22 protein-coding genes are annotated in these 24,849 nt (G+C 69.2%); 6 read left to right on the forward strand and 16 right to left on the reverse strand.

Annotated features, from left to right (window positions below; genetic code table 11):
- The first annotated feature begins 63 nt into the window (after window positions 1-63).
- The 5 genes from ACZ4XX_RS15890 to ACZ4XX_RS15910 all read left to right on the forward strand — a co-directional run bounded on the left by ACZ4XX_RS15890 (window position 64) and on the right by ACZ4XX_RS15910 (window position 10,330).
- Complete coding sequence (locus tag ACZ4XX_RS15890) at window positions 64-984, forward strand: SCO4651 family lipoprotein (protein ID WP_468508506.1); 921 nt, start codon at window positions 64-66, stop codon at window positions 982-984.
- Window positions 985-1,268: 284 nt separating this feature from the next.
- A complete protein-coding gene (rplJ, locus tag ACZ4XX_RS15895) occupies window positions 1,269-1,799 on the forward strand; it encodes a 50S ribosomal protein L10 (protein ID WP_030318714.1) in 531 nt (176 codons plus the stop codon).
- A 109-nt stretch (window positions 1,800-1,908) separates the two neighbouring features.
- Window positions 1,909-2,292, forward strand: a complete 384-nt coding sequence (gene rplL, locus ACZ4XX_RS15900; protein ID WP_073910766.1) for a 50S ribosomal protein L7/L12 — start codon at window positions 1,909-1,911, stop codon at window positions 2,290-2,292.
- A gap of 548 nt (window positions 2,293-2,840) precedes the next feature.
- Window positions 2,841-6,323 (forward strand): DNA-directed RNA polymerase subunit beta, encoded by a 3,483-nt coding sequence (gene rpoB, locus ACZ4XX_RS15905; protein WP_468508507.1) that lies wholly within the window; start codon window positions 2,841-2,843, stop codon window positions 6,321-6,323.
- A gap of 107 nt (window positions 6,324-6,430) precedes the next feature.
- Window positions 6,431-10,330, forward strand: coding sequence for a DNA-directed RNA polymerase subunit beta' (locus tag ACZ4XX_RS15910; protein WP_468508508.1), 3,900 nt, complete (start codon window positions 6,431-6,433; stop codon window positions 10,328-10,330).
- 61 nt (window positions 10,331-10,391) lie between these two features.
- On the opposite strand, the gene ACZ4XX_RS15915 is transcribed toward ACZ4XX_RS15910, so the two are convergent.
- From ACZ4XX_RS15915 to ACZ4XX_RS15980, 14 genes are all read right to left on the reverse strand, one after another.
- Entirely contained in the window at window positions 10,392-10,655 is a 264-nt protein-coding gene (locus ACZ4XX_RS15915; protein WP_468508509.1) for a hypothetical protein, read from the reverse strand.
- Window positions 10,642-10,908 (reverse strand): hypothetical protein, encoded by a 267-nt coding sequence (locus ACZ4XX_RS15920; protein ID WP_468508510.1) that lies wholly within the window; start codon window positions 10,906-10,908, stop codon window positions 10,642-10,644. The genes ACZ4XX_RS15915 and ACZ4XX_RS15920 overlap by 14 nt, the downstream gene beginning before the upstream one ends.
- 23 nt (window positions 10,909-10,931) lie before the next feature.
- The gene (locus ACZ4XX_RS15925; RefSeq protein ID WP_468508511.1) at window positions 10,932-11,843 is read right to left on the reverse strand and encodes a peptidoglycan-binding protein; all 912 of its coding nucleotides are present in this window, start codon (window positions 11,841-11,843) and stop codon (window positions 10,932-10,934) included.
- 124 nt (window positions 11,844-11,967) lie between these two features.
- Window positions 11,968-12,390 carry an ATP-binding protein gene (locus tag ACZ4XX_RS15930; RefSeq protein ID WP_468508512.1) on the reverse strand — a complete coding sequence of 141 codons (423 nt, stop codon included), beginning with the start codon at window positions 12,388-12,390 and terminating at the stop codon, window positions 11,968-11,970.
- Between the two features lie 29 nt (window positions 12,391-12,419).
- On the reverse strand, window positions 12,420-13,061 hold the full coding sequence (locus ACZ4XX_RS15935) for a hypothetical protein (RefSeq protein WP_468508513.1): 642 nt from the start codon (window positions 13,059-13,061) through the stop codon (window positions 12,420-12,422).
- Window positions 13,061-14,155 carry a hypothetical protein gene (locus tag ACZ4XX_RS15940; RefSeq protein WP_468508514.1) on the reverse strand — a complete coding sequence of 365 codons (1,095 nt, stop codon included), beginning with the start codon at window positions 14,153-14,155 and terminating at the stop codon, window positions 13,061-13,063. Before ACZ4XX_RS15940 ends, ACZ4XX_RS15935 begins: the two co-directional genes overlap by 1 nt.
- A 10-nt stretch (window positions 14,156-14,165) precedes the next feature.
- On the reverse strand, window positions 14,166-15,305 hold the full coding sequence (locus ACZ4XX_RS15945) for a hypothetical protein (RefSeq protein WP_468508515.1): 1,140 nt from the start codon (window positions 15,303-15,305) through the stop codon (window positions 14,166-14,168).
- Between the two features lie 31 nt (window positions 15,306-15,336).
- The gene (locus ACZ4XX_RS15950; RefSeq protein ID WP_468508516.1) at window positions 15,337-16,524 is read right to left on the reverse strand and encodes a hypothetical protein; all 1,188 of its coding nucleotides are present in this window, start codon (window positions 16,522-16,524) and stop codon (window positions 15,337-15,339) included.
- A gap of 34 nt (window positions 16,525-16,558) precedes the next feature.
- Entirely contained in the window at window positions 16,559-17,749 is a 1,191-nt protein-coding gene (locus ACZ4XX_RS15955) for a hypothetical protein (protein ID WP_468508517.1), read from the reverse strand.
- Window positions 17,750-17,845: 96 nt separating this feature from the next.
- Window positions 17,846-18,769 (reverse strand): phage distal tail protein, encoded by a 924-nt coding sequence (locus ACZ4XX_RS15960; protein WP_468508518.1) that lies wholly within the window; start codon window positions 18,767-18,769, stop codon window positions 17,846-17,848.
- Between the two features lie 181 nt (window positions 18,770-18,950).
- On the reverse strand, window positions 18,951-20,204 hold the full coding sequence (locus ACZ4XX_RS15965; RefSeq protein ID WP_468508519.1) for a tape-measure protein: 1,254 nt from the start codon (window positions 20,202-20,204) through the stop codon (window positions 18,951-18,953).
- Window positions 20,201-21,400 carry a phage tail protein gene (locus ACZ4XX_RS15970; RefSeq protein WP_468508520.1) on the reverse strand — a complete coding sequence of 400 codons (1,200 nt, stop codon included), beginning with the start codon at window positions 21,398-21,400 and terminating at the stop codon, window positions 20,201-20,203. Before ACZ4XX_RS15970 ends, ACZ4XX_RS15965 begins: the two co-directional genes overlap by 4 nt.
- A 31-nt stretch (window positions 21,401-21,431) precedes the next feature.
- On the reverse strand, window positions 21,432-22,544 hold the full coding sequence (locus tag ACZ4XX_RS15975) for a hypothetical protein (RefSeq protein WP_468508521.1): 1,113 nt from the start codon (window positions 22,542-22,544) through the stop codon (window positions 21,432-21,434).
- A 94-nt stretch (window positions 22,545-22,638) separates the two neighbouring features.
- On the reverse strand, window positions 22,639-22,851 hold the full coding sequence (locus ACZ4XX_RS15980) for a hypothetical protein (protein ID WP_468508522.1): 213 nt from the start codon (window positions 22,849-22,851) through the stop codon (window positions 22,639-22,641).
- Window positions 22,852-23,153: 302 nt separating this feature from the next.
- Between ACZ4XX_RS15980 and ACZ4XX_RS15985 the strand changes: the two genes are divergently transcribed.
- On the forward strand, window positions 23,154-23,951 hold the full coding sequence (locus ACZ4XX_RS15985; protein ID WP_468508523.1) for a hypothetical protein: 798 nt from the start codon (window positions 23,154-23,156) through the stop codon (window positions 23,949-23,951).
- Between the two features lie 34 nt (window positions 23,952-23,985).
- On the opposite strand, the gene ACZ4XX_RS15990 is transcribed toward ACZ4XX_RS15985, so the two are convergent.
- Together ACZ4XX_RS15990 and ACZ4XX_RS15995 are read right to left on the reverse strand one after the other, a co-directional pair.
- The gene (locus ACZ4XX_RS15990) at window positions 23,986-24,270 is read right to left on the reverse strand and encodes a hypothetical protein (protein ID WP_468508524.1); all 285 of its coding nucleotides are present in this window, start codon (window positions 24,268-24,270) and stop codon (window positions 23,986-23,988) included.
- A 131-nt stretch (window positions 24,271-24,401) separates the two neighbouring features.
- Window positions 24,402-24,692, reverse strand: a complete 291-nt coding sequence (locus tag ACZ4XX_RS15995) for a hypothetical protein (protein ID WP_468508525.1) — start codon at window positions 24,690-24,692, stop codon at window positions 24,402-24,404.
- Between the last annotated feature and the right edge of the window lie 157 nt (window positions 24,693-24,849).

Raw genomic sequence — 24,849 nt, forward strand, 5'->3', positions numbered from 1 at the left:
CGGGGCCGACTTCTTGTTACGGTTCGAGGGACCGTACGAGGCTGCCCAAGGGTGGGGGAACAGATGAACGTGTCCGCATGGAAGCGCGCGGGTGTGGCAGTGACGGCCGTGGCCGTCGTCACCGGAGTCGCGGGGTGTCAGGACGGGGACGGGAAGGCCGCGGGCGCCGACAAGGCGCAGACGCAGAGCCTCGGTGACATCACGAAGGTCATCCGGACCGCGTACGAGAAGACCTCGGCCGCCAAGTCCGCGAAGATCCGGATGACGATGGAGCTGCCGACCGGTCTCGAGGGCGGCGGCACCATGGAGATGACCGGTGTCCAGGGCTGGGACCCGACCGTCATGGACATCACCGTCAAGGGCTCGATGCTGGGCGCGGCCGGCACCGGCGGCCCCGACAAGATGCGCATGATCATGCTCGGCAACGTCATGTACATGGACATGGGTGCCCAGCAGGCCGCCAAGACGGACGGCAAGCGCTGGATGAAGCTGGACATGCAGGCCGCCGCGGAGGCCTCCGGCGACAAGGCCCTCTCGAAGTCGATGACGGGCGGCCTGGAGAACATGAACCAGGACCCGGCCAAGCAGCTCGCCCTGCTCCTCGACTCGCCCAACCTCAAGCACCTCGGTGCCGAGAAGGTCGACGGCGTCGAGGCCCAGCACTACAAGGGCACGCTGACCCTGGAGCAGATGGTCGCCGCCAACAAGTCCCTGGACGTGCTGTCCGAGAAGGACCGCGCGGACCTGGTGGAGAACGTCAGGAAGGCCGGCATCACGGCGTACGACACCGAGGTCTGGGTCCGCGAGGACGGCTACCCGGCCCGGATGGACGTCGGCATGAAGTCGGCGCAGGGCACCGTGAAGATGGGGATGCACTACTCCGACTACGGCTCCAAGACGGCCGTCCAGGCCCCGCCGGCCGAGGACACCGTCGACCTCTTCGAAATGCTGAAGGGCCTCGGCGCAGGGGGCGGCCAGGCCTGATCCGCCCCGGCGTGTCCGGGGGTGGTCAGACCTGATTTGCCCCCGGGCGTGCCGGTCGCGTACTCTTCCGAAGAAGCCAAAGACCGCTGGTCGTCACTGTGCCGTCAAGGTGCGGTGGCCGAAGGATTCGCTGCGACGCGAACGACCCGCGCAGGTGATTGTGGATGAGTTCCCGGATCTTCATGATGCGGTTGAGCTGAGCCCCGAGCGCCTGCGCCCGGGGCGTTTTGTTTTGTCAGTCCCTTCTGAGCGGTCCTCATCACCCGGAAGGAGGCCGACGCTCTATGGCAAGGCCCGACAAGGCTGCCGCGGTAGCCGAGCTTGAGGACAAGTTCCGCAGCTCGAACGCCGTCGTGCTGACCTCGTACACGGGGCTCACCGTGGCGCAGCTGAAGACGCTGCGTCGTTCGCTCGGTGAGAACGCCCAGTACGCCGTGGTGAAGAACACGCTGACCAAGATTGCGGCCAACCAGGCCGGCATCTCCGCGCTGGACGACCAGCTTGCTGGTTCGACCGCGGCCGCCTTCGTCACCGGTGACCCGGTGGAGTCGGCGAAGGCTCTGCGTGACTTCGCCAAGGAGAACCCGAACCTCGTCATCAAGGGCGGTGTCCTTGATGGTAAGGCGCTGTCCGCCGATGAGTTCAAGAAGCTCGCGGACCTCGAGTCCCGCGAGGTTCTGCTCAGCAAGCTGGCCGGCGCGTTCAAGGGCAAGCAGTCGCAGACTGCCTCGCTCCTGCAGGCGCTGCCGTCGAAGTTCGTCCGCACCGCGGAGGCGCTTCGCGTCAAGCTCGCCGAGCAGGGCGGTGCCGAGTAATTCGGCTCGCGTCATGATCTGTGCCGCCTAGGCGCAGGTCGTAGCGGGCCGTAACGCCCGCCTCTCTATACATCCGGCACCTGCCGAATTAGTGGAAGGATCGCCCATCATGGCGAAGCTCTCTCAGGACGACCTCCTCGCCCAGTTCGAGGAGATGACCCTCATCGAGCTCTCCGAGTTCGTGAAGGCCTTCGAGGAGAAGTTCGACGTCACCGCCGCCGCGGCCGTCGCCGTTGCCGGCCCGGGCGCCCCGGTCGCCGGTGCCGAGGCTGTCGAGGAGCAGGACGAGTTCGACGTCATCCTCGAGGGTGCCGGCGACAAGAAGATCCAGGTCATCAAGGTCGTGCGTGAGCTCACCTCCCTGGGCCTCAAGGAGGCCAAGGACCTCGTCGACGGCACCCCGAAGCCGGTCCTCGAGAAGGTCGCGAAGGAGGCCGCCGAGAAGGCTGCCGAGTCCCTCAAGGCCGCCGGCGCCTCCGTCACGGTCAAGTAAGACCGTTTCGAGTCGCTGAAGCTGACTCCTGCCCCCGTGTAACGCGGGGGCATCGAAAGGCGATCACCCTTCTGGGTGGTCGCCTTTCGGCGTTCCCGGGAAGGGCGTGGCGGGGGGCCGGAGGGCCGACGGGAGCGGAGTATGGTGATCTTCGCCGTGCGCCCCGCAGACCGGGGGGCCTTGACGAACCGCACGCAGCGCGCAATTCTCAGGACGCGTCGTCACAACGATCCGTTTCCGAGGCATGGATCGACGACTGAACGGGCAGTATCGAGGTGCGCCGCCCGGCGCGAGGTACCGCGGAGTTGAGAGCAACGAGGGTCGCGAATTATTCGCCCTGGACATCAGTGAGCCAAGTGGCTACACTGACCCTTTGCGCTGCCTGTTAGCTGCCCCCTGCCCGTCACCAGGGGCATACCTTCGCATCCGCTTCGTGGACCGACCCCGTCTGAGCTGGCCTTTTGGTCGTATCAGGAAAAGTCTGCCGTGAAGCGATGCAGGGGACCGGTACGCGCGTAGTGAGTCCGAGCCCTCGGAAGGACCCCCTCTTGGCCGCCTCGCGCAACGCCTCGACCAATACGAACAACGGCGCAAGCACCGCCCCGCTGCGCATCTCCTTTGCAAAGATCAAGGAGCCCCTCGAGGTTCCGAACCTCCTCGCGCTGCAGACCGAGAGCTTTGACTGGCTGCTCGGCAACGCCGCCTGGAAGGCTCGCGTCGAGGCTGCCCTTGAGTCGGGACAGGACGTCCCCAGGAAGTCCGGCCTGGAAGAGATCTTCGAGGAGATCTCGCCGATCGAGGACTTCTCCGGGTCGATGTCGCTGACCTTCCGCGACCACCGCTTCGAGCCGCCGAAGAACTCGATCGACGAGTGCAAGGACCGTGACTTCACGTACGGCGCCCCGCTCTTCGTCACCGCCGAGTTCACCAACAACGAGACCGGCGAGATCAAGTCCCAGACGGTCTTCATGGGCGACTTCCCGCTCATGACGAACAAGGGCACCTTCGTCATCAACGGCACCGAGCGTGTCGTGGTGTCGCAGCTGGTCCGTTCGCCGGGTGTCTACTTCGACTCCTCCATCGACAAGACGTCCGACAAGGACATCTTCTCCGCCAAGATCATCCCGTCCCGGGGTGCCTGGCTGGAGATGGAGATCGACAAGCGCGACCTGGTCGGTGTCCGCATCGACCGCAAGCGCAAGCAGTCCGTCACCGTCCTCCTCAAGGCTCTCGGCTGGACCACCGAGCAGATCCTCCAGGAGTTCGGCGAGTACGAGTCCATGCGCGCCACCCTGGAGAAGGACCACACCCAGGGCCAGGACGACGCGCTGCTCGACATCTACCGCAAGCTGCGTCCGGGCGAGCCGCCGACCCGTGAGGCCGCTCAGACGCTGCTCGAGAACCTCTACTTCAACCCGAAGCGCTACGACCTCGCCAAGGTCGGCCGCTACAAGGTGAACAAGAAGCTCGGCGCCGACGAGCCGCTGGACGCCGGCGTGCTCACCACCGACGACGTCATCGCCACGATCAAGTACCTGGTCAAGCTCCACGCGGGCGAGACCGAGACGATCGGTGAGAACGGCAACGAGATCGTCGTCGAGACCGACGACATCGACCACTTCGGCAACCGTCGTCTGCGCAACGTCGGCGAGCTCATCCAGAACCAGGTCCGCACGGGTCTGGCTCGTATGGAGCGCGTCGTGCGTGAGCGCATGACCACCCAGGACGTCGAGGCGATCACGCCGCAGACCCTGATCAACATCCGGCCGGTCGTCGCCTCCATCAAGGAGTTCTTCGGCACCAGCCAGCTGTCGCAGTTCATGGACCAGAACAACCCGCTGTCGGGTCTGACGCACAAGCGTCGTCTCTCGGCGCTGGGCCCTGGTGGTCTGTCCCGTGAGCGGGCCGGCTTCGAGGTCCGAGACGTGCACCCGTCCCACTACGGACGCATGTGCCCGATCGAGACCCCCGAAGGCCCGAACATCGGTCTGATCGGTTCGCTCGCCTCGTACGGCCGCGTCAACGCGTTCGGCTTCATCGAGACGCCGTACCGCAAGGTCGTCGACGGCCAGGTCACCGACGAGGTCGACTACGTCACCGCCGACGAGGAGGACCGCTTCGTCATCGCGCAGGCCAACGCCGCGCTCAACGACGACATGCGGCTCACCGAGAACCGAGTCCTGGTGCGTAAGCGTGGCGGCGAGGTCGACTACGTCCTGCCGTCCGAGGTGGACTACATGGACGTCTCGCCGCGCCAGATGGTGTCGGTCGCGACCGCCATGATCCCGTTCCTCGAGCACGACGACGCCAACCGTGCCCTCATGGGCGCGAACATGATGCGTCAGGCGGTGCCGCTGATCAAGTCGGAGGCCCCGCTCGTCGGCACCGGCATGGAGTACCGCTGTGCCACCGACGCCGGCGACGTGCTCAAGGCCGAGAAGGACGGTGTCGTCCAGGAGCTGTCGGCCGACTACGTCACGGTCGCCAACGACGACGGCACGTACATCACGTACCGCCTGCACAAGTTCTCGCGCTCGAACCAGGGCACCTCGGTCAACCAGAAGGTCGTCGTCGACGAGGGCGACCGTGTGATCGAGGGCCAGGTCCTCGCCGACGGTCCCGCCACCGAAGACGGCGAGATGGCGCTCGGCAAGAACCTGCTCGTGGCGTTCATGCCGTGGGAGGGTCACAACTACGAGGACGCGATCATCCTGTCGCAGCGCCTCGTGCAGGACGACGTCCTCTCCTCGATCCACATCGAGGAGCACGAGGTCGACGCCCGTGACACCAAGCTCGGCCCGGAGGAGATTACCCGGGACATCCCGAACGTCTCCGAGGAGGTCCTCGCGGACCTCGACGAGCGCGGCATCATCCGTATCGGTGCCGAGGTCGTCGCTGGCGACATCCTCGTCGGCAAGGTCACGCCCAAGGGTGAGACCGAGCTGACGCCGGAGGAGCGCCTGCTCCGCGCGATCTTCGGTGAGAAGGCCCGTGAGGTCCGTGACACCTCGCTGAAGGTGCCCCACGGCGAGATCGGCAAGATCATCGGCGTGCGCGTCTTCGACCGCGAGGAGGGCGACGAGCTTCCCCCGGGCGTGAACCAGCTGGTCCGCGTCTACGTCGCCCAGAAGCGCAAGATCACCGATGGTGACAAGCTCGCCGGCCGTCACGGCAACAAGGGCGTCATCTCCAAGATCCTTCCGATCGAGGACATGCCCTTCCTCGAGGACGGCACCCCGGTCGACATCATCCTCAACCCGCTGGGTGTCCCGTCCCGAATGAACCCGGGACAGGTCCTGGAGATCCACCTCGGCTGGCTCGCCAGCCGCGGCTGGGACGTCTCCGGTCTCGCGGACGACTGGGCGCAGCGCCTCCAGGCGATCGGCGCCGACCAGGTCGCCCCGGGCACCAACGTCGCCACCCCGGTGTTCGACGGTGCGCGTGAGGACGAGCTCGCGGGCCTGCTGAACCACACCATCCCGAACCGCGACGGCGAGCGCATGGTGCAGCCGACCGGTAAGGCGAGGCTGTTCGACGGCCGCTCCGGCGAGCCGTTCCCGGACCCGATCTCCATCGGGTACATGTACATCCTCAAGCTCCACCACCTGGTCGACGACAAGCTCCACGCCCGGTCGACCGGTCCGTACTCGATGATCACCCAGCAGCCGCTGGGTGGTAAGGCCCAGTTCGGTGGCCAGCGCTTCGGTGAGATGGAGGTGTGGGCGCTTGAGGCTTATGGCGCCGCGTACGCCCTCCAGGAGCTGCTGACGATCAAGTCCGACGACGTGACCGGCCGCGTGAAGGTCTACGAGGCCATCGTCAAGGGCGAGAACATCCCTGAGCCCGGCATCCCCGAGTCCTTCAAGGTGCTCATCAAGGAGATGCAGTCCCTGTGCCTCAACGTGGAGGTGCTGTCCTCGGACGGCATGTCCATCGAGATGCGCGACACCGACGAGGACGTCTTCCGCGCAGCGGAGGAGCTCGGCATCGACCTGTCCCGGCGCGAGCCGAGCAGCGTCGAAGAGGTCTGACGGGAGTTCGGTCGGGGACTCGGCGTTTCACCGCTGAGTCCCCGGCCGGCCCCAGGACCCCCGTATCAGACCCCAAGCCTTACAACCCTGAGAGGGATTGACGCATAGTGCTCGACGTCAACTTCTTCGACGAGCTCCGGATCGGTCTGGCCACCGCTGACGACATCCGTCAGTGGAGCCACGGCGAGGTCAAGAAGCCGGAGACCATCAACTACCGCACGCTCAAGCCCGAGAAGGACGGACTCTTCTGCGAGAAGATCTTCGGTCCGACCCGGGACTGGGAGTGCTACTGCGGCAAGTACAAGCGTGTCCGCTTCAAGGGCATCATCTGTGAGCGGTGTGGCGTCGAGGTCACCCGCGCGAAGGTGCGCCGCGAGCGGATGGGCCACATCGAGCTCGCCGCTCCCGTCACCCACATCTGGTACTTCAAGGGCGTCCCGTCGCGCCTTGGCTACCTGCTCGACCTCGCCCCGAAGGACCTCGAGAAGGTCATCTACTTCGCGGCGTACATGATCACGTACGTCGACGACGAGCGTCGTACGCGTGACCTGCCCTCGCTGGAGGCGCACGTCTCCGTCGAGCGTCAGCAGATCGAGAACCGTCGCGACTCCGACCTGGAGGCCCGCGCCAAGAAGCTCGAGAACGACCTCGGCGAGCTCGAGGCCGAGGGCGCCAAGGCCGACGTGCGCCGCAAGGTGCGCGAGGGTGCCGAGCGCGAGATGAAGCAGCTGCGCGACCGTGCGCAGCGCGAGATCGACCGTCTGGACGAGGTCTGGTCGCGCTTCAAGAACCTCAAGGTCCAGGACCTGGAGGGCGACGAGCTCCTCTACCGCGAGCTGCGTGACCGCTTCGGCACGTACTTCGACGGTTCGATGGGTGCCGCGGCGCTGCAGAAGCGTCTCGAGTCCTTCGACCTGGAGGAGGAGGCCGAGCGCCTCCGCGAGATCATCCGTACCGGCAAGGGCCAGAAGAAGACCCGTGCGCTCAAGCGCCTCAAGGTCGTCTCCGCGTTCCTGCAGACCGCGAACAGCCCCAAGGGCATGGTTCTCGACTGCGTGCCGGTCATCCCGCCGGACCTTCGTCCGATGGTGCAGCTGGACGGTGGCCGCTTCGCGACCTCCGACCTGAACGACCTGTACCGCCGCGTGATCAACCGCAACAACCGTCTGAAGCGTCTGCTCGACCTCGGTGCCCCCGAGATCATCGTGAACAACGAGAAGCGGATGCTCCAGGAGGCGGTCGACGCCCTCTTCGACAACGGCCGTCGTGGTCGCCCGGTCACGGGCCCCGGCAACCGTCCGCTGAAGTCCCTCAGCGACATGCTGAAGGGTAAGCAGGGTCGATTCCGTCAGAACCTGCTCGGTAAGCGTGTGGACTACTCCGCGCGTTCCGTCATCGTCGTCGGTCCGCAGCTGAAGCTGCACCAGTGCGGTCTGCCGAAGGCCATGGCGCTGGAGCTCTTCAAGCCGTTCGTGATGAAGCGCCTGGTCGACCTGAACCACGCGCAGAACATCAAGAGCGCCAAGCGGATGGTCGAGCGCGGCCGCACGGTCGTGTACGACGTCCTCGAAGAGGTCATCGCCGAGCACCCGGTTCTGCTGAACCGTGCGCCCACGCTGCACCGCCTCGGCATCCAGGCCTTCGAGCCCCAGCTGGTCGAGGGCAAGGCCATCCAGATCCACCCGCTCGTCTGCACCGCGTTCAACGCGGACTTCGACGGTGACCAGATGGCCGTGCACCTGCCGCTCTCCGCGGAGGCGCAGGCCGAGGCCCGCATCCTGATGCTGTCCTCGAACAACATCCTGAAGCCGGCCGACGGCCGTCCGGTCACGATGCCGACCCAGGACATGGTCCTCGGTCTGTTCTTCCTGACCACCGACGGTGAGCTCCGTGACACCAAGGGCGAGGGCCGCGCGTTCGGCTCGACGGCCGAGGCGATCATGGCGTTCGACGCCGGCGAGCTCGCGCTGCAGTCGCAGATCGACATCCGCTTCCCCGTCGGCACCGTCGCTCCCCGTGGCTGGGTTCCCCCGGTCACCGAGGAGGGCGAGCCGGAGTGGCAGCAGGGTGACTCGTTCCGCCTGCGGACGTCGCTGGGCCGCGCGCTCTTCAACGAGCTGCTGCCCGAGGACTACCCCTTCGTCGACTACTCCGTCGGCAAGAAGCAGCTCTCCGAGATCGTCAACGACCTCGCCGAGCGGTACCCCAAGGTCATCGTGGCGGCGACGCTCGACAACCTGAAGGCGTCCGGCTTCTACTGGGCGACGCGCTCCGGCGTCACCGTGGCCATCTCCGACGTCGTCGTGCCCGAGGCCAAGAAGGCCATCGTCAAGGGCTACGAGGAGCAGGACGAGAAGGTCCAGAAGCAGTACGAGCGCGGTCTCATCACGAAGGAAGAGCGCACTCAGGAGCTCATCGCGATCTGGACCAAGGCGACCAATGAGGTTGCCGAGGCGATGAACGCGAACTTCCCGAAGACGAACCCCATCTTCATGATGGTCGACTCGGGTGCCCGAGGAAACATGATGCAGATGCGTCAGATCGCGGGTATGCGTGGTCTGGTGTCGAACGCCAAGAACGAGACGATCCCGCGTCCCATCAAGGCGTCCTTCCGTGAGGGCCTCACCGTTCTGGAGTACTTCATCTCCACGCACGGTGCCCGTAAGGGTCTGGCGGACACCGCCCTGCGTACCGCCGACTCGGGTTACCTGACCCGTCGTCTGGTGGACGTCTCGCAGGACGTGATCATCCGCGAGGAGGACTGTGGCACCGAGCGCGGTCTGAAGCTGCGGATCGCCGAGCGCGGCGCCGACAACGTGCTGCGCAAGACGGACGACGTCGAGACCTCCGTGTACGCGCGGATGCTCGCCGAGGACGTCGTCGTCGACGGCAAGGTCATCGCGCCTGCCAACGTCGACCTGGGTGACGTGCTCATCGACGCCCTCGTGGGCGCCGGCGTGGAGGAGGTCAAGACCCGCTCGGTCCTGACCTGTGAGTCCGCCGTCGGTACCTGTGCGTTCTGCTACGGCCGTTCGCTGGCCACCGGCAAGCTGGTCGACATCGGTGAGGCGGTCGGCATCATCGCCGCCCAGTCCATCGGTGAGCCCGGTACCCAGCTGACGATGCGTACCTTCCACACCGGTGGTGTGGCCGGTGACGACATCACCCAGGGTCTGCCCCGTGTCGTCGAGCTCTTCGAGGCTCGTCAGCCCAAGGGTGTCGCCCCGATCTCGGAGGCGGCAGGCCGCGTCCGTATCGAGGAGACCGAGAAGACCAAGAAGCTCGTCGTCACCCCGGACGACGGCACCGACGAGACGGCGTTCCCGATCTCGAAGCGTGCCCGTCTGCTCGTGGGCGAGGGCGACCACGTCGAGGTGGGCCAGAAGCTCACCGTGGGTGCCACCAACCCGCACGACGTGCTGCGGATCCTCGGTCAGCGCGCGGTCCAGATCCACCTGGTCGCCGAGGTCCAGAAGGTCTACAACTCGCAGGGCGTGTCGATCCACGACAAGCACATCGAGATCATCATCCGGCAGATGCTGCGCCGTGTGACGATCATCGAGTCCGGCGACGCGGAGCTGCTGCCGGGCGAGCTCGTCGAGCGCTCGAAGTTCGAGACCGAGAACCGTCGTGTGGTCACCGAGGGCGGTCACCCCGCCTCCGGTCGTCCGCAGCTGATGGGTATCACCAAGGCCTCGCTCGCCACCGAGTCGTGGCTGTCGGCGGCGTCCTTCCAGGAGACGACCCGAGTTCTGACGGATGCGGCGATCAACGCCAAGTCCGACAGCCTCATCGGCCTCAAGGAGAACGTCATCATCGGTAAGCTCATCCCGGCCGGTACGGGTCTGTCCCGCTACCGCAACATCCGGGTCGAGCCGACCGAAGAGGCCAAGGCCGCGATGTACTCGGCCGTCGGCTACGACGACATCGACTACTCGCCGTTCGGCTCGGGCTCCGGCCAGGCCGTTCCGCTGGAGGACTACGACTACGGTCCGTACAACCAGTAAGCGAGTCGCTTGACCGAAGGGCGGTCACCCCGATGGGGTGGCCGCCCTTCGGCGTACCCGGTCAGCGGGCGGCCAGTTCCCACATCGCGACGAGCACACCGGCGCCCGCGGCCAGCGCGGCGATGCTGGCCAGGGGCCAGCGGGCGCGTTCCAGGTCGTCGAGGCGGGCCTCGTGGTCGGCGAGCTGCCGGTCGGTCTGGTCGCTGCGCTGCACGAGCAGCGCGAGCGAGCCGTCGACCCGGGCGAAGCCGGCCTCCAGGGTGCCGCGGAGCCGTTCCAGTTCGAGGGCGACGGCGACGGGGTCGTTCGGGTCAGGATCGGTCATCGGCACCGCCCTCGGCCGGGGTGCCGGTCGGCACGTGGGTACCGCTGTCGGTGCGGAGCCAGGACGGGAGCAGGTTCTGCACCGGGTCCAGGGCCATCACCCGGGCCAGTCCGCCGGCGACGGCGAGCGCGCCCGCGACCCAGGGGAGGGTCGCGGGGAGGCCGGAGGCGTCGACGATCGCGGGGAGCACGACGGCGATGCCGACGGCGGTCTGGAGGACGGTACGGGCCGTGCGCTGGGCGGCATCGGACATCGGGGTCTCCTCTGGTGCGGTGGTTACTTCGTGTACGGGACCTTCAGTGCGCTCCAGGACGCTGCGCCGGGAACGCCGTCGGCGTCGGAGCCGCGGAAGCCGAGCTTGCGCTGCCACTTCGCGTAGCTGAGCCGGTCGGCCTCGCTCCAGCGGGGGCCGGGGCCGACGGTGTACGCGGCGCAGCCCTCGGCGACGAGACGGCGGCCCATGGCCGTGATGACGGGGGAGCTCGTCTCCTTGCGGAAGAACGAGGTGCCCGGGAACGGCTGGAGGCGGGGAGCGGGGGGCTTCCCGCTGCCGGGGACGGGCTGTGCGGGGGCCTTGGCGAGCCGGGTCTGGACGCGCTGTCGGAGGGTCGGCATGCCGAAGCCCTTGGGGTCGCTCTTCCAGTCGGACCATTCCAGGTGGCCGATGACGGACTTGGCGCCCCAGCCGTGGGCCCGGCAGAGGGCGGTGGAGACGCGTTCGATCGCGTCGAGCTGGGCGGTCGGCCAGGGGTCGGTGCCGTTGCCGAGGTTGATGCACTCGAAGCCGTAGAAGCGGGAGTTGCCGTCGACGGCGTTGCGGCTGCCCTGGTGTTCGCGCGGGGCCGGGGGCCGGTCCCCGTACGTCTCGGTGATCACGGCCTGGAGGACGGACGGGTCGCCGCCGCCGGCGTGGTTGGCGCGTCCGTTGGCGACGAGGTGGACGGTGCCGTCCTTGGCGATGACGCCGTGGCAGAGCGGTCCGGGCAGGCCCTCGTAGCCGTTGAAGCACATCTCGACGGTGGAGCGGGTGCCGGAGCTGACGGTGTGGTGGATCATCACGCCGGTGACCGGGCCCCAGGTGCCGGTGTGGTTGCGGTTGTGGGAGCGCCAGCCGGGGTGTTCGACGACGGTGACGCCTTCGGCGCGGAGTGCGGCGAGGAGCCGGTCCGCGGGGAGGGGAGTGGCCATCTGGTGTCCTCCGGACATGAAGAAGGCCCGCGCGGAGGGCGGGCGGGCGTACGGGGTGGGGCGGGTTCGTGAGCGGGGGCGGGGGCGGGCGTACGGGGTTCGGTGCGGGAGCGTGCCGTGGGGGTTACGGCTCGGGGGTCGGCTCGGGCTCGGGTGTCGGTGTCGGTGTCGGTGCCGGTTCGGGGGCGGCCGGGGCCCAGGTGGCGCACAGTGCCGCGTACGCGAGGCGGCGGGTCTCGAAGTCGGCGAGCGAGGCCTCGACGGCCCGCTGGACGGCGGTCGGGTCGGGCACGGCCGGGGTGCCGTTCGTCGGGGTGACGGTGACGGCGCCGTAACCGCGCAGGGAGGCGCCGCTCTCGCCGGTCTCGCCGATCTGCGCGGTGACGTACACGGCCGGGTACTCGCCGGTCATCGGGTCGCGCTCCAGCGGGCCGCCGAGCGTGTTGTCGTACAGACGGACGCTGATCGCGTGGTCGTTCTCGGTGACGGTGCCGCGGCCGGCGTAGTCGATGGCCAGGCCCCAGGGGTGGATCGGATCGGGGATCATGGTGGCTCCTCTCGGGGGGGTGGGGCGGGTCAGGTCTGGCGGCCGTACATCAGGATCGGCTTGGCGTAGACCGTGCCGGAGGCGCTGGTGACGATGCCGTGGATCTCCACCGCCAGGTCCTTGCCGAAGTTGGCCTGCATGTCCGCGGTGGCCAGGTCGGTGTGGTCGAAGGTGGTGCCGGCGGCGACGGTCGGGCCGAACTGGACGCCGTTGACCATCACCCTGATCTGGCCGCTCGCCCCGCTGGAGACCCGGGTGACCATGCGCAGGCGCAGCTTGGGCTGCCAGAGCGGGTTCTGAGAGTGGGCGATGGTGGTCCAGCCGGTGGCGCTGGTGGCCGGCCAGTTCGCGGAGGCCCAGTCCTGCGGCGGGAGCATCGGCAGCCAGGGCCGGGCGAGACCGCCGGTGAGGATGTCGTCCGAGAGGACCTCGTGGCCGTAGGCGTCGCTGACCCGCAGGACCGGCTTGGAGGAGCCGGCGCCGCTGCTGTTGATCTGGGCGAGCGTGACGGAGGTCGTCGGGTCGGAGAGGTCGGGCTGCCGGCGCACGGTGAGCGAGCCGTTGACGACCTCGGTGATCGGCGGGCGGGTGTTCACGGCGGTGGACAGGGCCTGGATCCGGCGTTCCATCTGGATGAGCCGGTCGATGATGTCCTCGGGCAGCTGGGCCATCAGGCCTCCTCAAGGCTGAGCTCGGCGGTGTCGGGCCGGCCGCGCTCCGGCGGCCGGAACTTGACGCCGATGATCCGGTAGCGGGCGTCGAGCCCCTGGGGGTGCCATTCGTCGGTGATCCGGATCCTGGCCGTACGGCCGAGGAGCGCGGGCGGGACGATGCCGCCGAGGCGGATGCTGATCTCGGGGATCAGCACGGAGCCGTTCGCGGCCTTGAGCTGCGCCGAGGCCAGGGAGTTGAGCGTGGCGACGTCGCTGATCTCGTTGTGGTCGGACGAGAGGTCGATCCGCGGCCATTCGCCGAGCTCGGGGCTGAGCATCTCGTCGGAGACGGTCGGCCGGGACTCGGCGGCCGCGTTGCTGTTGGTCGAGGCGCCGCGGGCCACGGAGGTGGTGCCGCCGCGGGTCGCGTCGTCGGGGAACGAGTAGCTGAGGATGGCGCCGGGCCGGTCGAAGACCATGTCGGTCGCGCCGGTACGGATCTTCGGCCAGCCGAGCCGCAGCTGGCGCAGGCGCCGGCCGTCGACCGGGTCGCGGTAGACGAGGATCTGGTACTCGAAGCCGTTCTCCTGGGCGCCGAGCTGGTCGAGCGCCTCCTGGTAGACGGTCTCGTCGCCGAGCCGCCAGGACGCGGTGCGCAGCACCTCGGACGCCTCGGTGCCGGCTTCGACCGCGCTCTTGCCCAGGCCGGCCGAGAGGTCCGCCCAGAGGGTGCGGGCGATGTCGAGCTGGTCGGTCGGCTGGGTGAACGTGATCGGCCTGCGGATCCGGCGCCGGGTCGCGTACGAGTCGAAGGTGGCGGCCTGGATGCCCAGGGTCATCACCCCGCGGTCGCTGCTCTGCAGGGTGGTCGTCCAGACGATGCCGCCCCACCACAGGTCGCCGCCGCGCTCCAGGTAGACCGCGGTGCGGCCCGCCCGGACCTTGTGGGCCCGCTCGGCGACGGTCCGGTCGGGGAGGGGGATCGTGCCGGACAGGGAGCCGGCCCGGCCGATGTAGTCGTCGCACTGGACGTCCCGCAGCGGCAGGATGTCCAGGGTCGTGTCGGTCAGCAGGTCGCAGAAGATCGCCCGGTAGGGCGTGTCGAGTGTCATCGGGGGGACCTCACAGCACGTAGGTCGCGGAGACGCGGATGTTGCGGCCGGCCGTCAGAGCGCCGTTCGGCGACCAGGTGCGCAGCACCACCTGTCCGTTGGGGGAGATGTAGGCGCCTCCGGACGCGAAGCCGTCGCCGGCGGCCGCCTCCAGGTCGAGGGGGGAGCGCCAGCCGGTGGGCAGGGTGAGCAGCGGTTCGTCGGGGATGTTGCCGGCGCTGTTGGCGTAGACGTCGGCGCCGCTGCGGGTGACCGTGGCGGTGACGGTGGCGATGCCGCGGGCGCGGCGGGCGTTGAACGCGATCAGTGTCCAGCCGGTGAGCGCGGTCGCGCCCGTCGTGAGGGTCTCCACCTCCACGGGCGGCTGGTAGGTGGTCCAGGCGCTGCCGTTCCAGCGCTGGAGCACGCCCGCGTTGTCCCGGAACTGGCCCGCGTAGCCGCCGGTGGTGAGCGCCGTCCCGGTGGGGACGATGCCGCCGACCTCCTTGGGGTAGGCGACCCAGGAGGTGCCGTCCCAGCGCTGGAGGAAGTGGGAGTTGTCGTTGTCCTGGTACTGGCCCGGGTAGGAGCCCGGTACGCCGGAGTTGTTGTAGACGGGCAGGATTCCGCCGACGCCGACGAGGGTGGTCCGCAGGTCGGTGAGGGCTCCGCCCGTCCATTCGATGCCGCCGGTGCCGGCGGAGGCGCCCGCCTTCACCCGCACCAGGTGGAGGGGGAGGGACAGCGGGGGCGTGGTGGGGGCGACCGGGGTCGCCTTCGGCTGGCCCCGCACGATCTCCAGGACGGCCTCGTTCCTGGTCAGGGTGTCGAACTCGTCGTCGTACACGCGCAGGACGACCAGGTCGAGGCGCGGGTTGAGCGGGTCGCCGTCGCCGAAGGTGACGACGGTGTCCTCGTCGAGGGTGATCGGGTAGGCGCCCTGGTTGTGCGCGCCCTGGATGATCGCGCGTCCGTGGTGGACGGTCGCGGTCATCGGGCCGGTGGAGCTCATCGAGAGCCCGCCGACCCGGTACTTGCCGTCGACCGAGCCGGGCAGGATGCCGGAGCGCGAGGCGACGGGGGTGACGGGTGTGGTGGCGCCGAGGGCGGTGAGACGGGTGGTGACACGGGTCTGCCCGGTCGGCGGGAGCCAGCCGCTGCGGAGTGCCATGGGATTCTCCTGTCGGGTGGGTGGGCCGGTGTCAGAACTGCGGGTCGACGCGGATGAAGGTGTTGTCGAAGCCCGCCTTGTGGCCGAGGGTGTTGACGGTGATCCGGAAGAAGGCCGTCAGCGTGTAGCTCGTGCCCGGGGTCAGGTTGGAGAGGCGGCGCATCGCGGAGCAGGAGACCGTGGTGTCGCTCGCGACGATCGCCGCGTACTCGTCGTTGAGGTCCTCGACGACGGTGGCGCCCTGGGTGAGCTTGAGGGCCATGAACCCGTAGTGGTCGTCCCGGGACTTCATGCGGGCCCCGAAGGTGATGAGGACGCTCTTCGACGGCGGCGCGACGAAGGTCAGCGCGAGCGGGTTCGTGGCGCGGGCCACGAGCGTCGAGGTGTACGCGCCCGATGCGGTGTCGCCGTAGTCGGTGTTGTCCGTGTAGTACGAGCTCGGCACGGACTGCAGCCAGGCGGAGCCGTTCCACCGCTGGAGCTTGCCGTCCGCCGAGTCGCGGTACTGGCCGGTGTAGCTGGCGGGGGTGGTGGAGGCGGAGTTCGGGACGATGCCGCCGAGCGCGGACGGGTACGACACCCAGGCGCCGCCGTCCCAGCGCTGGAGCGCGCCGCCGGCGTCCTGGTACTGCCCCGGGTAGGCGCCCGGCAGGACCGGGCCCTCGACGGGCAGGATGCCGCCGAGCGAGACGACCGGGGTGCGCAGGTCCTTGAGCGCGGAGGCCCACGGGATGCCGCCGTTGCCCGCGCTGACGCCGGCCGGGACGGTCACTTCGTAGAGCGGGAGGCTGCGCGGCGGGACAGCCGGGGCCTGCGGGGTCTGCCCCGGGACGCCCTGGACGATCTCGATCTTCGCCTCGTTGCGGTTCGAGGAGTCGTAGAGGTTGTCGTAGACCTTCACGACGAGCAGGTCGATCCGGCCGTACTGGGCGTCGCCCGGTGCGAAGGTGATCGCCTCGGACGTCGGCAGGGTCACCGGGTAGACGCCCTGGGAGATCTCGCCCTGGATGACGGCCCGGCCCTCGGAGACGGTGGCGGTCATCGCGGAGGAGCCGTAGGTCCAGAAGCCGGCCAGCCGGTGCAGGCCCTCGTACGAGCCGGGCAGGACACCGGAGCGGACCTGGACGGGGTTGGTGAGGGTGGTGACGCCGGTCTGGGTGAGGCGGGTGTCCTCGCGGGTCTGGCCGGTCTCGGCGACCCAGCTGCTGCGCAGGTTCATGGGGTTTCTCCGATCGAAGGGGAGGGGGCGGGGGTCAGGACTTGATCCACTCGGCGGAGAGGTTGCCGGCGTAGCCGGAGCCGCCGAGGGTCTTCACCGCCACGTCGTGGTTCTGGTAGGCGGCGACCTGGATGGTGTTTCCGGCGTTGAGCTTGATCAGGCCCTGGCCGCCGACCACGACCGCGCCGGGACCGGCCGGGGTCAGCCAGGTGCAGCGCGGTATGCCGACGCTGTCGACCACGATCCGGGCGCCGCGCATGCCGGCCGAGGAGTCGGGGGCCCAGGCGACGTGGGCCGAGACGCGCCACCAGCCGCTCCGCGGGACGCGGTAGTAGGAGAGGCCGGACCAGCCCGCAGCGTCGTCGACGTCGACGGTCTGGAAGGCGAGCGTGTACCAGATGCCCGGCGGGACGGTCGCCTGCGCCGTCTGCGAGACGCTGAACAGGATCGACGACCTGCCCTCGACGAACTGCCAGGTCGAGCCGTCCCAGCGCTGGAGCGCGCCGGCGTTGTCCCGGTACTGCCCGGTGTAACTTCCCGTGGTCACCGTGCCGTTGGGGGCGATGCCGCCGATGGGCTTCGCGTACGACACCCAGGTCGTGCCGTCCCAGCGCTGGAGGAGGCCGGCCGCGTCGCGGTACTGGCCGACGTACGCGCCCTTGAAGCCGCTGGTCGGCAGGATGCCGCCGAGGGCGACCACCGGCCAGTGCATGGTGGTGACGTCGGCGGTGGTCCACTGGACGCCGCCGGTGCCGGCGGACGTGCCCTTGCGCACCAGGACCGTGTACAGCGGGAGCGTGCTGCCCGGGCCGCTCGCCGGGGCGCTGGGGGAGGCCGCGGGTGTGCCCTTGACCAGCCGGACCACCGCCTCGGTGGCGCCCGTACGGTCGTAGGCGTCGTCCACGACGGCCAGTTCGATCAGGTCGATCCGGTCGTACTGCGGATCGCCGTCCGCGAGGGTGAGGATCTCCGGCGCGGTGACGGCGACGAGGTAGGCGCCCTGGGAGGTGTCCTTGCCCTGGACGATCGCGCGGCCGGTGCCGATCGTGCACTGCATGGGGGTCGAGCCGGCGAGGACGAAGCCGCCGGGCACGATGCCGGGACGCGAGCGCAGCGGCGTCTCCTCGGGGCTCTGCCCGCTGGGGGTGAGCAGGGCGGCGAGGGTCAGCCGGGTGTCCTCGCGGGTCTGGCCGGTGGGCTGGAGCCAAGCGGCGCGTACGGTCATGGGGTCACCTCTCCGGGAAGGGGGTCGTGGCGGCGGGGGAAGGAACGGTTCGGCGACCGGTCACCGCGCGGTGACCGGCCGCCGAGGGGGCACCGGTCACCATTCGGCGCTGCGCCAGCGCACCGTCATCAGCGCGTCCGCGGTCGCCTCGTCGGGCCGGAAGGACAGCTCCGTACGACCGGGGTCGAGCACGAAGAGCTCCTCCGGGCTGGAGTCGGCCATCGCGGTGTGCAGCCGGGAGGCCGAGTTGTTCAGCTGGACCGTCCCCGCGCGCGTGTCGATGACGAGCTCGTCGCCCGCGGCCAGGTCGATCGCGTACCGCAGCCTGCGCCGGCTGGTCCGCTCGGTGATGCTCGGCATGGAGCAGGGGCCGCGGAAGACGATCACCGGGTGCGCCGGGGCGGAGCCGATGTTCTCGACGACGACGTCGCCCGTGCTCTTGGCCCGGCCCCAGGAGAGCGGCCAGGTCAGCGGCCAGGTGAGGCCCGACTCCGGCTGGGGCGGGTTGGTGGTGGCGAGCTGCTCGTTGACGACGTACCGGCGCGGGTCGGAGGCCAGCCACTGGATCGACATGCGCGAGCTGCCCTGGGTGGCGAAGCCCTGGTCGGCGGGGACGACGCGCTGCGCGATCCGGGCGCGCACGGTGAGCAGTTCGCCGTGCAGCCGGACGGTCAGCCAGCGTTCCTCGTCGAGCAGGGCGAGCGACTGGCGCAGTGCGCGGACGGCCTCGGGGGCCTGTTTCCACTCCGGCATCAGCACGATCGTGCCGCCGACCTTGCGGGGCTTGGCGTACCGGGAGCCCGGCCAGGCGCCGTGGGAGGTCGGTCGGTCGGCGTCGGAGGAGTCGCACTCGGGCAGGTCCTCCCAGCCCGTCAGGCCGGACTTGTCGACGGCGAACGGCGTGCCGGGCCCGATGAGAAGCCCGGCCCACTGCATCTGCCCGTCCTGGGTGATGAGTGAGCCGGGCGCGAGGTCGGCGGTGAAGTTGCTTCCGGCGTAGGGGGTCATGGTCTCGGCCATGGGGGCCGTCACCTCACTTCGGATGGGGCGCGCGCTTCGGACGGGGTGTCAGGAGCGGCGCGGTCGGCATGGCCGGGTCGGTCGGGGCGCGCCTCGACGTCGCCGGAGGCGTCACCGCTGCGACGACGGCGACGACGGCGCCGGGGCGCGCCGGGGCAGGGCGGGGCGGGGCGCGGCCCGGTCAGGCATGGGCGTTCGCGAGGAAGAGCAGGTCCTCGGCGGTCGACCGGGGTCCGGCGCCGGGCTCCTCGTGGAAGTCCCGGACGCGGTGCGGCGGCCGGGGCGTCTCGGTGAGGGCCGGGATGCGGCGGTTCTCCAGCTGTGCGAGCGAGTCGATGCGGTAGTCGTCCGCGGAGCCGGGCGAGACGATGCCGCCGTCGGCGAGCATCGGGATCTTGTCGAGTTCGACGCCGAACTTCTTCCCGGTGAGGGGGATTTCGAAGCTGAGCCTGTTGAGCCCGTCGATGATCCAGTTGGCGAAGGCGATCAGGCCGTTGATCGGCCCCTTGACGACGCCGATCACGGCGCTGAGACCGCCCTTGACCAGGTCTCCGATGCCCCGCAGGGCCTTGCTCACGGCGTCCTTGGCGGTACGGAAGAAGCCGGGCACCTTGTCGGTGACCCAGGTGACGACCGGCTGGACGGCGCTCTTGATGCCGCCGATCGTGCGCGAGGCGATGCCGCGGAGCGCGTTCGTGGCGGAGGAGACGGCGGAGCGGAGCGTGGAGATCCCGCCGACGGCCGCGCCGACGATCTTCAGTGCGGTCTTGAACAGGGTCAGATAGGCCGTGAAGTAGGTGCCCACTGCCTCGCCGAGGAGCTTCATGATCGGCTGGAGGAACTTCCAGACCGTCTGGAAGCCCTTCAGCGCCTGCTGCATGGCCTGCTTGATGAACCGCTGGCCGGTCTCGGAGTTGACCGCGAGCTCGATCAGATACGCGGCGACGGGCACGATCAGGCCGACGAGGAAGCCGAGCGGGTTGGCCCGCATGGCGACGTTGACGGCTGTCATGGCGACGGAGGCGATGGTCGCGACGGTGCCGAAGGTGCCCATGAGACCGGCGATGACGTCGGTGATGGGCAGCAGCGGCAGGAGGATGCCGAGGACCACTCCGGCGCCGGTGCCGATCCTGCGGGCGGCGTTCCGGGCCTTGTCGGCGGCGGTGCCGATCCGCTTGACGCCCGTGGGCGCGGTGGAGCGGCGGATCCTGCCCATCGCGGTGGCGGCGCCGGAGGAGTTCTGGCCGAGGGCGCGCAGGGAGGTTCCGGCGTTGCGGGCGGTGGTGGCGAGGCCGCCGACACGGGTGGCCGCCCGTTGGGCGTCCTGCTGGAGCCTCTTCAGCGTGCCGCTCGCCCCACCGAGCCCCTGGCGCAGGCCCGTCATCGGCGCGACGGCGGTGCGGAACCGGGGCATGGCGACGGCCGCGGCACTCATGCGCGTGCTCCACGCGCCTTCACGAGGTACATGAGCGCGGCGGCGGTCTCGTGCGGGTCGCCGGCGCGGGCCGCGTGGTAGTGCTCGATGTGCAGTCCGCCGCCGGCCTGGCCGCCCTGGGCCGCGCGGGCGCGGCGGGCGGTCTGGGCGAGCAGGCGGTCCAGCTTGGAGAGCGGGAGGACGGCCTCGGCCTCGCCGGCCTCGGCGATGATCGCCGGGACGCCGCCGGTGCGCGGCATGACGACACCACCGGTGGCGAGCATCGGGATGGTCGGGATGCTGACGCCGAAGGTCTTGCCGCCGACGACCGGAACCCAGCCGGGGACGCTGACCTTGACCCTGTTGAGGCTGCCGATCATGCCGTTGATCAGGCTGATGACGGCGTTGATCGGGGACTTCACGCCGTCCTTGATGCCGTTGAACGCCCGGGACGCGATGTCCTTGAGGCCGTTCCAGACGGACGACATCTTGTCCTTGACGGCGCTGAAGGCCTTCGGGATCGCGGACTTGATCCAGTTCACCACCGGGGTGATGACGGCCTTGATGCCGTTCCAGACCGTGCTGATCACGGTCTTGATCGCCTTCATGACCGTGGTGATGACCGTCTTCCAGATCTTCACGTACGTCTTGATGACGGTCGCGACGGCCTTGACGACGGTGGAGACGGCCTTCTTGATGCCGTTCCAGACCGTCTTGATCAGCGATCCGGCCTTCTGCATGATCGGCCCGATGGCCTTCATGACGGAGCTGATCACGGTCTTGATGGCGCTGAACGCCTTCTTCAGGACCGTCTGCATCGTCTTCGAGCGGAGCGCCATCTCGACGATCGACTCGATGAGCGGCATGAAGAGTTCGAGCAGTCGGACCAGGAAGTTGCCCTTCATGGACTTGTTGAGCTTGTCCTGGCCCTTGGCCGCCTTGCCGGCGCCGGACTCGTACTTGCCGAGCTTGCCGCCGGCCGACTGGGCGGTGTCGCCGGCCTTCTTCATGGAGCGCTCGGCCTGGTCCGAGGCGGTCTTCAGGTTCTTGAGCTGGGTGGTGGAGCCCTGGGCGTTGGTCCTGAGGTTCTTGAGCTGCCCGTTGGCCGCGTTGCCGGAGTCGCCGGCCTTCTTGACTGACGTCGCCGCGCCGGATGCCTGCGTCTTGAGGTTGCGCAGGGCGTCGGACGCATTCTTGGTGGAGCTTGAGAGAGTCATGGTCGTACCTCCTTCCGGGGTGGTTGCGGGGTCAGAGCGCGGAGTCGGTGCGCTGGACGGCGATCCTGAAGGCGTTGAACGCCTGGGTCACGTTGCCGCCCGCCTCCGCGAGGTCGTTGGCGGCCCGTGCGGCCGACCGCAGGTTGCCGGCGTTGGGGAGTTTGTCCGGCTGGAAGTGCCTCTGGGCGCCGGCGAGTTTGCCGGTCGCCCGGGCGAGTTCCGCGACCCTGGTGGGGTTGGACTTGTCGACGGCCTTGTTGGCCTTGTCGAGCGCCTTGGTGTCCAGCCGGTGCTCGTTGTACTTCTCCACGGCCTCGGCGAGCTTCGCGAGCTTCTCGGCGACGGCGCCGATCTTGGTGGGGACGGCGGCGGTGACGGCGGTGTTGACCTTGCCGACGGCCGTTGCGGTCTTGTCGAGGGAGCGGGCGTTCGGGAGCTTGCGGACCTCGGTGTTGAAGTTCTTGATCTTGGTGTTGACGCTGCCGATGGCCTGCTTCAGGTTCTGCAGCTTCTGCTCGTCCGGGAGGTCGGCCAGGGGGACACCCGCGGCGGCCGCGTCCTCGCGCCTCTTGACGTGGTTCTTGTTCTGGAACCCGTAGCCGTCGCCGTTGTCGTTCTTGGCCAGGATGAGATCGCGGGCGATGCGACCGCGGCTGAGCCGGGAGATGCCGTTGAGGATGGCGCCCTGGATGGCACGCTGGACGACGGTGAACCGGGCCAGCAGGACGAGGCCGATCCCCGCGAGGATCGTGGGGACGAGGACACTGGCGAAGGCCGCCACCCAGTACTTAGCCGCGTCCGTGCTGCCCTCGGCCGACTTCTCCACGGCGGCGCCGATCGTGTCGAATCCGGCGGCCTCCCAGAGCTCGGTCGACAGCTCCTTCTTGAGCTCCTTGTGCATCTCCTCGAAGCGGTTCACGAAGTCGTACGGCAGCATGTTGTCCGTGACGAGCTTCGGATTGCCCCCGATCAGGGCGTTCTTGAGCGCGGAGACCGTGGAGTCGACGGGGTCCGGTTTCTGCTCCTTCTCCTTCTTCGACTCGTAGTCGCCCTGAGGCTGCACCTTGATGGGCACCTTGTCGTCGAGGAGTGCCGCTCTGAGGTCGCTGACTTCCTTGGCGACGTCGTCGATCGTTTTACCCATGAGTTACTCCGCTTCCGGCCGGTGACGGCCAAGCGCCGAAAAGCCCCTGCCGGTTCCGGCAGGGGCTCGTTCGTGTGGGGGCGGCGGGCGGCGGCTAGGCGTCCTCGCCCCGGCGGGAGTCGCGCCGCGCCGTCGCGAGCGCGTCGTTCCAGCCGGCCGCGTACGCACGGGTCTCGCAGCGGGAGACCTCGGCGTAGAGGCTGCCGAGCAACGCTCTCTTGTCGAGGGCGGCGGGTCCGTCGAGGAGCTGGCGGAGGCGGTCCTGGAGAGGGATCTGCGGTCGCGATGCCTCGGCCTGCTGGGTCATGGACGCCTGCCTTCCGGTTGCTTGCCCGTGCGTGTGTGGCGGCGCCGCGGAGTGAGGGGCGGGGGCACCACGTGTTCGAACTCTTGTTCGAGCTGAGTGTGGAACATCTGCTCGGTGTTTGTCGAGCGGGAAACATCTGACGGTGTGTCTTCTGGCCAGTTATCCGAACGTGTTGGCGCCTGATCGGAGCTTCTGTTCGACCGGGTAACCTGGAGGGCGCTCTCCGGACCTGACCACCTCGGGGCGCGGGGGGCGCGAGGGGCGCGCGGGGACCCCGGGGGGCTGGAAGGCAGTACTGACGCATGGATACGGAGCCGGGCGCCAACCGGCGGGAGCGAGTCGTCGACTGGCTCGCGTCCCACCCCGATCTGCCTCATCTCTTCGCTCGCCTCTCCGAGCTCGTCCTGGTCCACGGGTACGCCACCGAGGACCTCGTCGTGATCCCCCGGGCCGAGGTCGACCGCCGGGAGACCTCCGCGTTCACCGCGGGCTGGGCCGAGGCCGTGTCGGACGAACTCCCGCGCATACGACGGGAGTACGAGAAGCGTGTCGCCGACGCCTACACCCAGGGCCAGAGTGACGCGCGCGGCATTCGCCGGCCCCAGCGCCGTGCGGACGTCGGACAGGCCGGCGCCCGGGTGATCGCGCTGCCCTTCGCCCGCCTCCTCGAACCGCCCGCCGCCGTCGTCGAGGCCGAGGAGCGGGTGCGCAGGGAACGCGAGCTGTTCGAACGACAGTCCGGACTCGAACGGGAGCAGGAGGACGCGCCCGGGCAGCACGGCGAACCCGAGCCCGTGCACCAGAAGGAGCCCGCGCCGGACGCGGAGCCGGACGTCCTCGTCACCGCGCAGGAGAGCCGTGTCCGCAGGAACGCCCAGCCGGTACGGAAGGTCGTCCGGGGCAAGGGCGGCCGCCCGATCGTGCCGCCCCTCGGGGTGCCCCCCCAGTCCCCGTCCGGCGGCGAACGCCGGGGCGCCGAGCCCACCGACCCGGAACCGCGTGCGGGCAAGGGACGCCGGCTCTCCGAACGGGCCAGGGCGCTGACGGACGAGCTGACCGCGGAGCGAGCACAGGAAGCGCCCCCGGAGTCCGCTCCCTGACGGAACGGGCTCCGGGGGCCGCGGGGAGGTGGCTTCAGCCGAAGAACCGGGCGAGCTGGTGCGGGGAGATCTCGGGGGTCTCCGCCCCGGGGGAGCGCTCGTCCCGCTCTTCGGTGTCCTCGTTCTCGTCCTCGGTGCCCGGACGGGGAACGGGTGCCGGCGGATCGGGCTGGTCACCGTCCTCGGACGCGTTGACGCAGTGGAACATCCAGTTCCCGACGGCCAGGTGGTCCACCGTCGCCGCGAGCAGATGGTCGGTGATCGACCACTCCGCGGACTCGCCGTGCAGCTCGCGCTGCAGGGCGCTGTCCCGCGGCATGTGCCTGATCAGGGCAAGTACCCGCCGACTGGAGAGTTCCCCGCGGTGCCAGTCGAGGATGTCGAGCCCGTAGTAGCGGATGAGGTCGGCCTCGAGGGCCTCGGCGTGTTCTTCGACGAACGCGACGAGGCTCAGTCTTCCCCCAGGCCGAGCCCGGTCTCCTTGCCGTATGCCTCCAGGATGGCGGCGATGTCCTGCATGGTGACGTCGTGCTGCTCGAAGCGGCTGAACTGCTCCTCACCCATCAGGAGTGCGAGCAGGCCGTCCACGTCGTTGTCGTCGAGCTTGCGCAGCCCCTTGGCGGTGGCGCGGCTCAGCTCCGTCGGAAGGGTGTAGGCCTCCCCGTCCAGCTCGAAGGACCACTTGCGGCCGTGGGCCTCCTGGCGCTGGGCGCGGGCGGCGTTGACGTCGAAACGGGCCATGGTGATGCGTACTCCTTGTTCGGGTGAAGGGAAGAGGAGGGGGTGGGGGGGGGCGGGGGGCGGGCCTCCCCCCCCCGGGCAAGACGGGCCCCAAGGGCCGGCCCTCCCTGTTTTTCCTTCCCGGGGAGGGTTCCAGACGATTTTCCTCCCCCCTCGC

The organism is Streptomyces sp. NPDC029956 (assembly GCF_055574655.1).

What these genes read in the sequence shown, in the direction of transcription:
- ACZ4XX_RS15890 (WP_468508506.1), top strand. Translation starts at nt 64, where the DNA reads ATGAACGTGTCCGCATGGAAGCGCGCGGGTGTGGCAGTGACGGCCGTG.
- rplJ (WP_030318714.1), top strand. Translation starts at nt 1,269, where the DNA reads ATGGCAAGGCCCGACAAGGCTGCCGCGGTAGCCGAGCTTGAGGACAAG.
- rplL (WP_073910766.1), top strand. Translation starts at nt 1,909, where the DNA reads ATGGCGAAGCTCTCTCAGGACGACCTCCTCGCCCAGTTCGAGGAGATG.
- ACZ4XX_RS15915 (WP_468508509.1), bottom strand. Translation starts at nt 10,655, where the DNA reads ATGACCGATCCTGACCCGAACGACCCCGTCGCCGTCGCCCTCGAACTG.
- ACZ4XX_RS15920 (WP_468508510.1), bottom strand. Translation starts at nt 10,908, where the DNA reads ATGTCCGATGCCGCCCAGCGCACGGCCCGTACCGTCCTCCAGACCGCC.
- ACZ4XX_RS15925 (WP_468508511.1), bottom strand. Translation starts at nt 11,843, where the DNA reads ATGGCCACTCCCCTCCCCGCGGACCGGCTCCTCGCCGCACTCCGCGCC.
- ACZ4XX_RS15930 (WP_468508512.1), bottom strand. Translation starts at nt 12,390, where the DNA reads ATGATCCCCGATCCGATCCACCCCTGGGGCCTGGCCATCGACTACGCC.
- ACZ4XX_RS15935 (WP_468508513.1), bottom strand. Translation starts at nt 13,061, where the DNA reads ATGGCCCAGCTGCCCGAGGACATCATCGACCGGCTCATCCAGATGGAA.
- ACZ4XX_RS15940 (WP_468508514.1), bottom strand. Translation starts at nt 14,155, where the DNA reads ATGACACTCGACACGCCCTACCGGGCGATCTTCTGCGACCTGCTGACC.
- ACZ4XX_RS15945 (WP_468508515.1), bottom strand. Translation starts at nt 15,305, where the DNA reads ATGGCACTCCGCAGCGGCTGGCTCCCGCCGACCGGGCAGACCCGTGTC.
- ACZ4XX_RS15950 (WP_468508516.1), bottom strand. Translation starts at nt 16,524, where the DNA reads ATGAACCTGCGCAGCAGCTGGGTCGCCGAGACCGGCCAGACCCGCGAG.
- ACZ4XX_RS15955 (WP_468508517.1), bottom strand. Translation starts at nt 17,749, where the DNA reads ATGACCGTACGCGCCGCTTGGCTCCAGCCCACCGGCCAGACCCGCGAG.
- ACZ4XX_RS15960 (WP_468508518.1), bottom strand. Translation starts at nt 18,769, where the DNA reads ATGGCCGAGACCATGACCCCCTACGCCGGAAGCAACTTCACCGCCGAC.
- ACZ4XX_RS15965 (WP_468508519.1), bottom strand. Translation starts at nt 20,204, where the DNA reads ATGAGTGCCGCGGCCGTCGCCATGCCCCGGTTCCGCACCGCCGTCGCG.
- ACZ4XX_RS15970 (WP_468508520.1), bottom strand. Translation starts at nt 21,400, where the DNA reads ATGACTCTCTCAAGCTCCACCAAGAATGCGTCCGACGCCCTGCGCAAC.
- ACZ4XX_RS15975 (WP_468508521.1), bottom strand. Translation starts at nt 22,544, where the DNA reads ATGGGTAAAACGATCGACGACGTCGCCAAGGAAGTCAGCGACCTCAGA.
- ACZ4XX_RS15980 (WP_468508522.1), bottom strand. Translation starts at nt 22,851, where the DNA reads ATGACCCAGCAGGCCGAGGCATCGCGACCGCAGATCCCTCTCCAGGAC.
- ACZ4XX_RS15985 (WP_468508523.1), top strand. Translation starts at nt 23,154, where the DNA reads ATGGATACGGAGCCGGGCGCCAACCGGCGGGAGCGAGTCGTCGACTGG.
- ACZ4XX_RS15990 (WP_468508524.1), bottom strand. Translation starts at nt 24,270, where the DNA reads ATGCCGCGGGACAGCGCCCTGCAGCGCGAGCTGCACGGCGAGTCCGCG.
- ACZ4XX_RS15995 (WP_468508525.1), bottom strand. Translation starts at nt 24,692, where the DNA reads ATGGCCCGTTTCGACGTCAACGCCGCCCGCGCCCAGCGCCAGGAGGCC.